Below are 10,310 nucleotides of genomic sequence, written 5' to 3'. Positions count from 1 at the left end.
CCGACCGCCCGCCCCGACCACCCGCACGACCCACCCATCGGCGCACATCACCCGATCGGCCCCCTCGCGAATTCACCCATTCGAGAAAATGCTCATCAGAGCACCCCGCCGCACCATTTATGAGTTGTCAACAACCCTTCACGCAAAGGTTGTTGAGCAGCCATGTGCCACCAATTCCCTACCCGCCGGTAAGACATAAACTCGAAACATGCGCCGAGCGAAAATCGTCTGCACCCTGGGCCCCGCCACCGACACATACGACCAGCTCAAAGCCCTGGTCGACGCCGGAATGGACGTAGCCCGCTTCAACCTCAGCCACGGCACCCACGCCGAACACGAGGAGCGCTACCACCACGTACGCAAGGCCTCCGACGAGACCGGCCGCAGCGTCGGCGCCCTCGCCGACCTTCAAGGCCCGAAGATCCGCCTCGGCCACTTCGCAGAAGGCCCCGCACTCCTCGAACGCGACGACACCTTCACCATCACCGTCGAAGAAGGCATCGCAGGCGACGGCAGCCTCTGCGGCACCACCCACGCCGGCCTCGCCCAGGACGTCACCTCCGGCGAACGCATCCTCGTCGACGACGGCAAGGTCTGCCTCGAAGTCACCCACGTCGACGGCCCCCGCGTCCACACCCGCGTCATCGAAGGCGGCGTCGTCTCCGACCACAAGGGACTCAACCTCCCCGGCGTCGCCGTCTCCGTACCCGCCCTCTCCAAAAAAGACGAAGAAGACCTCCGCTGGGCCCTGCGCACCGGCTTCGACGTCATCGCCCTCTCCTTCGTCCGCACCGGCCGCGACATCCTCGACGTCCACCGCATCATGGACGAAGAAGGCCGCCGCCTCCCCGTCATCGCAAAGATCGAAAAACCCCAGGCCGTCGAGAACATCGACGACATCGTCGCCGCCTTCGACGGCATCATGATCGCCCGAGGCGACCTCGGCGTCGAAATGCCCCTCGAACAGGTCCCGATCGTCCAAAAACGCGCCATCAAACTCGCCAAGCGCAACGCCAAACCCGTCATCGTCGCCACCCAGATGCTCGACTCGATGATCGAGAACTCCCGCCCCACCAGAGCCGAAGCCAGCGACGTCGCCAACGCCGTCATCGACGGCACCGACGCCCTCATGCTCTCCGGCGAGACCAGCGTCGGCAAACACGCCGCCCAAACCGTCCGCACCATGGCCAAAATCGTCGAAGCAGCCGAAGAGGACCTCCTCGCCAAGGGACTCCCACCTCTCACCGACGCGAACAAACCCCGCACCCAGGGCGGCGCCGTCGCCCGCGCAGCCGCAGAGATCGGCGACTTCCTCGACGCCAAGTTCCTCGTCGCCTTCACCCAGAGCGGCGACACCGTCCGCCGCCTCTCCCGCTACCGCTCCCCGATCCCCCTCCTCGCCTTCACCCCCGAACCCGCCACCCGCTCCCAGCTGAACCTCACCTGGGGCGTCGAGACCTTCCTCGGCCCGGCCGTCGCCACCACGGACGCCATGGTCGACCAGGTCGACGAACTGCTGCTGCGCTACGGCCGCTGCGCCAAGGGCGACGTCGTCGTGATCACCGCGGGCTCCCCGCCCGGCGTCTCCGGCTCGACGAACCTGGTCAGGGTCCACCACGTGGGCGAGGACGACAGCCCTCGGTAGGGGTCAGTACTTGGGGCCGATGTGGGCATCCATGAGCGCGACGGAGGCCTTCTTGGCGATGGACACGTTTCTGGTGTTCTGCATTCTCCATTCCACTCCGACGCGGTCGAGGGCGTCGGTGAACAGGCCGATGATGTCGCCCGACAGATTCGTGAAGAAGTAGCGCGGGTACGTGTAGCGCCTGCGTTCACCGCCGACGGTCCGCTCGGTCCAGTTGGCGATCCGGCAGCCGTCCGAATGGATGAGGCCGCGAACGAACTGCCAGGGATGGTCCTCGACTATGGCCTGCTGCCAGGGTTCGAGGGTGATCCGCCGCTCGTGCTTCTTGCCGGGACCGTGCTGCGGGAACAGGTGCGGCCAGTGGGCGTAATAGCCGACCACGGCCACACACCCCGGAGCCTTCACACGGTACGCGGTGTGCGCGGGGCTGATGGTTCGGACGGCGGCCTCACAGGCGTCGATGAGGCCCGGCCAGGCGTTCGCGCAGGCGATGCGCAGGTAATGGCCGGCTCCGCGCGGATGGGGGCTGATGCACCCGTCACCCAGGTAGAGCCCCAGCAGATACGCATAGGTGTTCCGATCACTCGGTGGTCCGGGGAGGGGTGGCATCATTCGGGGCAGCGGTTCAAGTCGGGCCTGCCAGGATCGAATTGCTGCCCGGGAGATACCCGTCTGGCGGCTCACCGAGTTGAGGCTGTGCCCTTCCGAGACCAGGGCGAGTGCCCGCTTGCGTGTGCTGACGTCGTACATGTGGCCACTCTGTGAGAGTGATCGCGGCGACACGCAGCAAAAAGCGGATGTTCACGAGAACGGGAACATCCGCTTTCCAGGCTCGACCTTGGAATCGAAGGAAAAGTGCCCCAGGTGGGATTCGAACCCACACTGTCCGCTGTTTGAGAGCGGCCTCTCTGACCAGTTGGAGTACTGGGGCCTTAGAAAGGAAGGAGAAGTGCAACCCCTCGCGCACCCACCTTACCGCAGCTAGGTAGGCTCTTGTCAGCAGTACCCGCCCCTGAACGAGGAGCCCCCGTGACCGCCCCCGAGTCGCCCCAGCCCGTGGACGCGCCCGACGACGACAAGTCGCACGTGCCTCCGCTGACGACCCGTGTCGTCATCGCCGAGGACGAGGCGCTGATCCGCCTCGACCTCAAGGAGATGCTGGAGGAGGAGGGCTACAGCGTCGTCGGCGAGGCCGGTGACGGTGAGCAGGCCGTCGAGCTCGCCCGTGAGCACAAGCCGGACCTGGTGATCCTGGACGTGAAGATGCCGAAGCTGGACGGCATCTCGGCCGCGGAGAAGATCGCCGAGGAGCGGATCGCGCCGGTGCTGATGCTGACGGCGTTCTCGCAGCGCGATCTGGTGGAGCGGGCGCGGGACGCGGGTGCGATGGCGTACCTGGTGAAGCCGTTCAGCAAGAGTGATGTCGTCCCGGCGATCGAGATGGCGGTCTCGCGTTTCACGGAGCTGCGGGAGCTGGAGAACGAGGTCGCGGATCTGACGCTGCGGCTCGAGACGCGCAAGCTGGTGGACCGGGCGAAGTCGATTCTTCAGACGGAGTACGGGCTGACGGAGCCGGCGGCGTTCCGGTGGATCCAGAAGACGTCGATGGATCGTCGGATGTCGATGCAGCAGGTGGCCGAGGCGGTCATTCAGGATGCGGACGAGAAGAAGGCGAACAAGGGGTAGTTCGTGTGGCGCCTGGTGCGCATGACGAGGCCCGCGCCCGGAGAAGGGGCGCGGGCCTCGTCGTGTGTGAGGGGGGTGGGTCAGTCCTCGCCGAGGTAGGCCTTGCGGACGGACTCGTCGTGGAGGAGGTTCTGGCCGGTGCCGGACAGGACGATCTTGCCGATCTCCATGACGTGGCCGTGGTCGGCGAGCGAGAGGGCGGCCTGGGCGTTCTGCTCGATGAGCAGGATGGTCATGCCCTGGGACTTCAGCTCGGCGATGGTGGCCATGATCTTCTGCATCATGATGGGGGAGAGGCCCATGGAGGGCTCGTCCAGCATGAGGAGTTTGGGCTGGGACATGAGGGCGCGGCCCATGGCGAGCATCTGCTGTTCGCCGCCGGAGAGGGTTCCGGCTGCCTGCTTGCGGCGTTCCCCGAGGATGGGGAAGAGGTCGTAGGCGCGCTGGATGTCCTTCTCGATGCCTGCCTTGTCGCTGCGGAGGAAGGCGCCGAGGCGGAGGTTGTCCTCGATCGTCATGCGCGGGAAGATGTGCCGCCCCTCGGGGGAGTGGGCGAGGCCGAGCGAGACGATGTCGTGGGCGGGGGTCTTCTTGAGGGACTTGCCGTTGAACTTGATCTGGCCGCCGACGGGCTTGAGGAGCCCGGAGAGGGTGCGCAGGGTGGTGGTCTTGCCGGCGCCGTTGGTGCCGATCAGGGTGACGACCTCGCCGGCCTCGACGCTGAACGAGATGCCTTTGACGGCCTCGATCTTGCCGTAGGCGACCCGGAGGTCCTCGACTTCGAGCAGTGCGGTCATCGGTCGTTCTCCTTGCCGGGCGCGGCGTCCGTGGTGGTGTCGGCGCTGTCGGCGTGTGCTTCGGCGGCCTCGACTTCGGCGATCTCTTCGTCGCCGGGGGCGTTCTCGAAGGGTTCGCCGAGGTAGGCGGCGACGACGCGTTCGTCGCCCTGGACGGTGGCGCTGTCGCCTTCGACGAGTTTTTCGCCTTGGACGAGGACGGCGACGCGGTCGCAGAGGTTGAAGATGAAGCGCATGTCGTGCTCGATGACGAGGACGGCGATGCCCTTGTCGCGGATGGCGAAGACGAGTTCTTCGGTGGCGCGGGTTTCCTGGGGGTTCATGCCGGCGGTGGGCTCGTCGAGGAGCAGGAGGCCGGGTTCGCTGGCGAGGGCGCGGGCGATTTCGAGCTTGCGCTGTTCGCCGTAGGGGAGGTTGCGTGCGAGGTGGTCGGCCTTGTTCTCGAGGCCGATGAACTCCAGGAGTTCCATGGCGCGTTCGCGGGAGGCGGCTTCGGCTTTGTGGAAGCCGGGTCCGCGCAGGACGGCGGACCAGAAGCCTTCCTTGGTGCGGGTGTGGCGGCCGACGAGGACGTTTTCCAGGACGGTCATGTTGCCGAAGAGGCGGATGTTCTGGAAGGTGCGGGCGATGCCGGCGGCGGTGACTTTGAAGGACTTGGGCGGCAGGACCTTGTCCTTGTAGCGGACTTCGCCTTCGGTGGGGATGTAGAGGCCGGTGAGGCAGTTGAAGAAGGTGGTCTTGCCGGCGCCGTTGGGGCCGATGAGGCCGACGATCTCTCCGGCGTTGACGTGGAGGTCGACGTCGCGGACGGCGGTGAGGCCGCCGAAGCGCATGGTGACGCCGCGGGCGTCGAGGACCCTTTCGCCGGTGGGGGCGACCGTGGTGGTGGTGTCGGTGGTCATGGTGGTCAGGCCCCTGCCTTCGTCAGGACGGTGGGAGCTTCCGCGTCCTCGTGGAACTCGAGCTGGCGGCGCCGGTTGGGGATGAGGCCCTCGGGGCGGAACCGCATGAGCAGGATGAGCGCGAGGCCGAAGGCGAGGAGCTGGTAGTCGCCGAGGAACTGGAGCTTGTTGGGGATGAGGAAGAGGAGTGCGGCGCCGATGAGGGGTCCGCTGATGGTGCCCATGCCGCCGAGGACGACTGCGGCGAGGAGGAAGGCGGAGTTGGGCGGGATGGGTCCGGCGAAGAGGTACTGCTCGGGGGTCACGGTGTAGGTGACGTGTGCCTGGACGGTGCCGGCGAGGCCGGCGAGGGAGGCGCCGACGGCGAAGGCGATGAGTTTGACGCGGAAGCCGTTGATGCCCATGGCGAGGGCTGCGGTCTCGTCTTCGCGGATGGCGACCCAGGCGCGGCCGATGCGGGAGTCGCCGCTGCGTCGGAAGACGAGGACGACGACGGCCGTGATGATGAGCATGAGGAAGAAGTAGTTGGCGAAGCGGCCGATGGTGAATCCGGCGATGGCGTGTTCGGCTCCGAAGTCGAACCCGAGGATGTTGAGGTTCGGGATGGAGGAGATGCCGTTGGAGCCGTTGGTGATGTCGGGGCCGGAGGTGCCGTCGAGGTTGTTGGCGGTGATGCGGAAGATCTCTCCGAAGCCGAGGGTGACGATGGCGAGGTAGTCGCCGCGCAGCCTCAGGGTGGGGGCGCCGATGAGGACGCCGAAGATCAGGGAGGCTGCGGCGCCCACGAGGACCGCAGCCCAGAAGGGGAAGTGCACGTCGAAGGGGGAGCTGGGGGATCCGGAGACCATGGCGGCCGCGTAGGCGCCGACGCCGAGGAAGGCGACGTAGCCGAGGTCGAGGAGGCCGGCGAGGCCGACGACGATGTTGAGGCCGAGGGCGACGGTGCCGAAGATCAGGATGTAGACGCCGACGGTGGCGTACTGGTCGTCGGTCTGGGTGAAGGGGAACATCGCGGCGGCGACGAAGGCGCCGCAGATGGTGATGTTCTGGTGGCGTGCGGTGATCTGGGAGGCCTGGTTGACGAGGCCGGACTTGTTGAGTGCGGCGAAGCCGAAGGCGGCCGTGATGAGGAAGCCGATGAAGAGTTCGTCGTATTCGGTGCCGATGCCGTAGGTGAAGACGGTGAGGCCGAGGCCGAGGATGGCGACGATGATGAGGATCTCGGCGTAGGAGGGGAGGGTGCCGAGGGGGCGGGTGGTGCCGCCGGCGAAGGCTGCCTTGGTGGTGTCCCGGCCGTCGCGCAGGCGGTGGCGGAACAGGTCCCAGCCGGTGTCGTCGGGGTCGTGGGGTTCGGGTTCGGGGCGCTCGAAGGGGAGGGCGAGGGCGCCGAGGAGTGCGGCGAGTGAGGCGATGGCGGCGATGAAGCCGCCTGCTTCGAGGTTGACGATGCCGCCGAGGTCGGAGCTGATCGCGATGACCGTGTACCAGACGGTGGCGAAGGCGGCGAGGGCGGCGAATTTGAGTGCGCCGTCGGCGCCGGCGGGGGTGAGCCAGCGCAGGCCCTTGACTCCGTAGGAGGAGAGGCCGAAGAGGGTGGTGAGGGCGCCGCCGATGAGGGCGAGGACCTGGAGGCCGCCGGGGTAGCCGTAGACGGTGAGGTCGCCGGGGAAGGCGGCTGTCCAGGTCCAGGCGAGGAAGGTGGAGACGACGGTGAGGGCGCCTCCGCCGGTGGCGAGGGCGCGGCCTGCCTGGGCGGGGATGCCGATGAGGCCGGTGGCGGTCCCGCTGGTGGGGGTGCTGGGGGTCTCGGCGGTGGTGGTCTGTGTGGTCATCGGTGTCACGCCCTGTCCGCGACGCGCTCGCCGAGCAGGCCTTGTGGCCTGAACAGCAGTACGAGGATGAGAAGTACGAAGGCCCAGACGTCGGCCCAGGACTGGCTGCCGAACTTGTCCATGCCGGGGATGTCGGCGATGTAGGCGGTGGCGAGGGTTTCGGCGATGCCGAGGACGACGCCGCCGATCATGGCGCCGTAGATGTTGCCGATGCCGCCGAGGACGGCCGCGGTGAAGGCCTTGAGTCCGAGGATGAAGCCCATGCGGTAGTCGATCTGGCCGTACTTGAGGCCGTAGGCGACGCCGCCGATGGCGGCGAAGGCGGCGCCGAGGGCGAAGGCGACCACGATGATGCGGTCGGTGTTGACGCCCATGAGCTTGGCGGTGTCGGGGTCCTGGGCGGTGGCCTGCATGCCGCGTCCGGTGCGGGTCTTCATGACGAAGTAGGCGAGGACGGCCATGCTGATGGGGGCGGCGACGAGGAGGAAGATGTCGCCGGTCTGGATGGTGACGTCACCGATGTGGAAGGGGCCGCCGTCGATCTGGGGGAAGGTGCGGGCGGACTTGGCTTCGGGGTACCAGGCCCAGACGGCCTGCTGGAGGGCGAGGGAGAGGCCGATGGCGGTGATGAGGGGGGCGAGGCGGGGTGCGCCGCGCAGGGGGCGGTAGGCGAACCGTTCCGCTCCGATGGCGACGAGGACGGCGACCAGGATGGCGCCGATGAGCATGAGCGGCAGGGCTATCCACATGGTTGTGCCGCTCGGCACTACCCAGAGGTAGACGGAGAGTGCCCCGAAGGCGCCTGTCATGAAGATCTCGCCGTGGGCGAAGTTGATGAGCTGGACGATGCCGTAGACCATTGTGTAGCCAATGGCGACGAGCCCGTACATGGATCCCAGTAGCAGGCCGTTGACCAGCTGCTGCGGCAGTTCGTTCACCGCATGTCCTCCGAGACGTTCGGATGTTTTCGACGGATGTGTCCGGATGTGGGTCCGCGCGGGGCGCCAGTGGAACAGCGCCCCGCGCGGCTCGTGATGCGGGTTGGTCAGCCGGAGTAGGTGCCGGACTTGACCGGCTTCCAGGCGCCGTTCTCGACGGCGTACACGGTGAGCTGCTTGTTGGTGGCGTCACCGAACTCGTCGAAGGAGACCTTGCCGGTCACACCGTCGAAGGAGACGTTCTGCATGGCGGCGGTGACCTTGGCGCGGGCGTCGTCGGGGAGCTTGCCGCCGTTGTCGTCGACGACCTTCTTCACGGCTTCGATGATCGCCCAGGCCGAGTCGTAGGAGTAGCCGCCGTAGGCCTCGTAGGCCTCCTTGTAGCCGCCGTTCTTGTAGTTGGCCACGAACTCCTTGGCGGAGGGCAGCTGCTCGACGGGCGCGCCGACCGAGGTGGCGAGGTCGCCGGTGGCGGTGGCGCCGGCCAGCTTGATGAAGTCGGCGCTGTAGATGCCGTCGCCGCCGACCACGGGGATCTTGGCGCCGGCGGCCTTGATCTGCTTGCTGAGCGGGCCGGCCTGGGGGTATTCGCCGCCGTAGTAGACGACGTCGGCGCCGGAGTTCTTGACCTTCGTGGCGATGGCCGAGAAGTCCTTGCTGTCGGGGTTGATGTGCTCGGTGCCGGCGACCGCGCCGCCGAGCTTCTTGAACTCCGCGGTGAAGGTTCCGGCGAGGCCGGCGCCGTAGGTCTTCTTGTCGTCGATGACGAAGACCTTCTTCTTCTTGGCGTCGTTGATCAGGTACTGGGCGGCGAACGGGCCCTGGATGGCGTCCGTGGTCGCGGTGCGGAAGTACGACTTGTAGACGCGCTTCTTGGAGTTGGCCCAGTCGGTGCCCTGGGTGAGCGCCGGGTTGGTGTTGGCCGGGGAGACCTCGACCAGCTTGGCGTCGTCGAAGACCTTCTGCATCGACTCGGCGACGGAGGAGTTCAGCGGGCCGACCACGCCGAGGACGGACTTGTCGGCGACGAGCTTGGTGGCGTTCTGCTGGCCCGAGGACGGCTGGGCCTGGTCGTCGAGCGCCTCGATCTTGAAGGTGACGCCGTCGACGAGCTTCTGCTTGTTGGCCGTCTTGGCGGCGAGGTCGACGGAGTTCTTGATGCCGAGGCCCAGCGCGGACAGGTCGCCGGTCAGCGGGGCGTCGACGCCGATGGTGACGGTGGTGCCGCCGCCGCTGTCGGAGCCCTTGTCGTCGCTGTCGCGCGAGCCGCAGGCGGTGAGGGTGAGTGCTCCCGCGGACAGCGCGGCGGTGATGGCGATGAGCGAACGTTGACGCACGTTCCAGTCCTTTCCCTGGGCGGCTCTCCCCGCTGGAAGAGGCCGAGTCGAGCGCTGACCTGGAGGGGTATTCCAGCCGCGCGGTGACTGGGCGTGACTCTAAGCGGGTGAAGGGAACGTGGAGGAGGGTCTGACGAAGGCTGTGACTCTCTTGTTATGACACGAGGTAATGCAGAGCGGTACTTGGTGGGTGGAACAGCGGAATTCAGGCCGATTCGCCCTGTCCGCATGGTGAGAATGTGCAGGACGACCTCGGGTGTGGTCAGGCGTCTCGGTCATTTTGGTGATTACGCGAAATCGTTGCTGCAGGCGACCTGTAGGGCGTGGGAGAGGTCGCGGGCATAGCGCGGACCCAGGATGAAACTCTGCACCTGTATTGCGCGCGCATTACGTAGCGTTACGTCGAGGAAAGGAAGCCCGGCATCCTTCGGCACTTTTCCGCATTCCGTCACGTGCATGGTGACGACGACCTTGCGGGCCGCGCCCGGTGTCGTCCGGAAGGGCGGGGGCGGGGTGGAGGCCACGGACAGTCCGTCGTACGGCTGGGTCACCCGGGTCACGGTGACCGCGGGCCCGGACTCGACGCCGAGCAGTACTTCGAAGGCGAACGAGTGCGGCCGGGCGCCGGGCGGCACGGCGGCCTCGCCGAGGTAGCTGACGTCCACCGTCTGTGCGGGGAAGGGGAGTTCGGCCCGGACGGGGTGGACGGCGGGCGGCCTGCTCGCGTACAGGTAGCCGCCGGCGGCGAGGAGGAGGGCCGCGGCGAGGGCGCCGTGCGCGGCGCGGCGGTGGGCGCGGTAGAAGAGGACGAGCGGCCGGGCGGCGGATCCCCCGGTCGCCTCGGTGTGGAGCGGTTGGTCCCGGGTGCCCTCGCCGGGCTCGACGGGACCGATGGCGTTCACCGCCAGGGGCTTTCGCCGGGGCCGTCGGACCGGTACCGGTCGGCGCAGTCCGCACGTGCCTGACGGTCGATCAACTTCTGTGCGGCCGCGGCTCCTTGCTCCTTCTTCTCGGTGCGTGCGGCGTCCAGGACGGACCGCAGGACGTCGTACTGCCTGTTGGAGAGCCCCATGGACTGGTAGTCGCCGTAGGTGTGGCTGTCGAGCATGACGCGCGACCAGTGGGCGACGATCCGCGCGCACAGCTCTTCGGGGGACCGGGGCGGGGGTGTGG

Annotated in this window: 10 protein-coding genes and 1 tRNA gene; 2 read left to right on the top strand and 9 right to left on the bottom strand. The window is 67.4% G+C overall.

Features of this window, described 5'->3' with window-relative positions; all coding sequences use genetic code 11:
* The first annotated feature begins 208 nt into the window (after positions 1-208).
* Positions 209-1,645 carry a pyruvate kinase gene (gene pyk / locus KMS84_RS35670; RefSeq protein WP_256920682.1) on the top strand — a complete coding sequence of 479 codons (1,437 nt, stop codon included), beginning with the start codon at positions 209-211 and terminating at the stop codon, positions 1,643-1,645.
* Between the two features lie 3 nt (positions 1,646-1,648).
* Here the strand turns inward: pyk and KMS84_RS35665 are convergent, their stop codons facing one another.
* Both KMS84_RS35665 and KMS84_RS35660 read right to left on the bottom strand, forming a co-directional pair.
* Positions 1,649-2,395: a helix-turn-helix domain containing protein gene (locus KMS84_RS35665; RefSeq protein ID WP_256920681.1), complete on the bottom strand. Its 747-nt coding sequence runs from the start codon at positions 2,393-2,395 to the stop codon at positions 1,649-1,651.
* Positions 2,396-2,501: 106 nt separating this feature from the next.
* Positions 2,502-2,576, bottom strand: a tRNA-Leu gene (locus KMS84_RS35660).
* 98 nt (positions 2,577-2,674) lie between these two features.
* On the opposite strand from KMS84_RS35660, the gene KMS84_RS35655 reads away from it, so the two are divergent.
* Positions 2,675-3,331 (top strand): ANTAR domain-containing response regulator, encoded by a 657-nt coding sequence (locus KMS84_RS35655; protein WP_030596546.1) that lies wholly within the window; start codon positions 2,675-2,677, stop codon positions 3,329-3,331.
* 80 nt (positions 3,332-3,411) lie between these two features.
* On the opposite strand, the gene KMS84_RS35650 is transcribed toward KMS84_RS35655, so the two are convergent.
* From KMS84_RS35650 to KMS84_RS35620, 7 genes are all read right to left on the bottom strand, one after another.
* Positions 3,412-4,128 carry an ABC transporter ATP-binding protein gene (locus KMS84_RS35650; RefSeq protein WP_256920680.1) on the bottom strand — a complete coding sequence of 239 codons (717 nt, stop codon included), beginning with the start codon at positions 4,126-4,128 and terminating at the stop codon, positions 3,412-3,414.
* A complete protein-coding gene (locus tag KMS84_RS35645; protein WP_256920679.1) occupies positions 4,125-5,030 on the bottom strand; it encodes an ABC transporter ATP-binding protein in 906 nt (301 codons plus the stop codon). The genes KMS84_RS35650 and KMS84_RS35645 overlap by 4 nt, the downstream gene beginning before the upstream one ends.
* 5 nt (positions 5,031-5,035) lie before the next feature.
* The gene (locus tag KMS84_RS35640) at positions 5,036-6,862 is read right to left on the bottom strand and encodes a branched-chain amino acid ABC transporter permease (protein ID WP_256920678.1); all 1,827 of its coding nucleotides are present in this window, start codon (positions 6,860-6,862) and stop codon (positions 5,036-5,038) included.
* Positions 6,863-6,867: 5 nt separating this feature from the next.
* Entirely contained in the window at positions 6,868-7,800 is a 933-nt protein-coding gene (locus KMS84_RS35635; protein WP_256920677.1) for a branched-chain amino acid ABC transporter permease, read from the bottom strand.
* Between the two features lie 107 nt (positions 7,801-7,907).
* Positions 7,908-9,137, bottom strand: a complete 1,230-nt coding sequence (locus KMS84_RS35630) for a branched-chain amino acid ABC transporter substrate-binding protein (protein WP_256920676.1) — start codon at positions 9,135-9,137, stop codon at positions 7,908-7,910.
* 287 nt (positions 9,138-9,424) lie between these two features.
* Positions 9,425-10,039 (bottom strand): Tat pathway signal sequence domain protein, encoded by a 615-nt coding sequence (locus KMS84_RS35625; RefSeq protein WP_256920675.1) that lies wholly within the window; start codon positions 10,037-10,039, stop codon positions 9,425-9,427.
* Positions 10,036-10,310: hypothetical protein (locus tag KMS84_RS35620; RefSeq protein WP_256920674.1), on the bottom strand; the 275-nt coding region annotated here is incomplete at its 5' end. The genes KMS84_RS35620 and KMS84_RS35625, both read right to left, overlap by 4 nt.

Source organism: Streptomyces hilarionis, from assembly GCF_024539675.1.
GTDB classification, from domain to species: domain Bacteria; phylum Actinomycetota; class Actinomycetes; order Streptomycetales; family Streptomycetaceae; genus Streptomyces; species Streptomyces hilarionis.
Note: the sequence above shows the minus strand (reverse complement) of the source record. Positions and strands in the feature narration are given on the sequence as shown.

What these genes read in the sequence shown, in the direction of transcription:
- pyk (WP_256920682.1), top strand. Translation starts at nt 209, where the DNA reads ATGCGCCGAGCGAAAATCGTCTGCACCCTGGGCCCCGCCACCGACACA.
- KMS84_RS35665 (WP_256920681.1), bottom strand. Translation starts at nt 2,395, where the DNA reads ATGTACGACGTCAGCACACGCAAGCGGGCACTCGCCCTGGTCTCGGAA.
- KMS84_RS35650 (WP_256920680.1), bottom strand. Translation starts at nt 4,128, where the DNA reads ATGACCGCACTGCTCGAAGTCGAGGACCTCCGGGTCGCCTACGGCAAG.
- KMS84_RS35645 (WP_256920679.1), bottom strand. Translation starts at nt 5,030, where the DNA reads ATGACCACCGACACCACCACCACGGTCGCCCCCACCGGCGAAAGGGTC.
- KMS84_RS35640 (WP_256920678.1), bottom strand. Translation starts at nt 6,862, where the DNA reads ATGACCACACAGACCACCACCGCCGAGACCCCCAGCACCCCCACCAGC.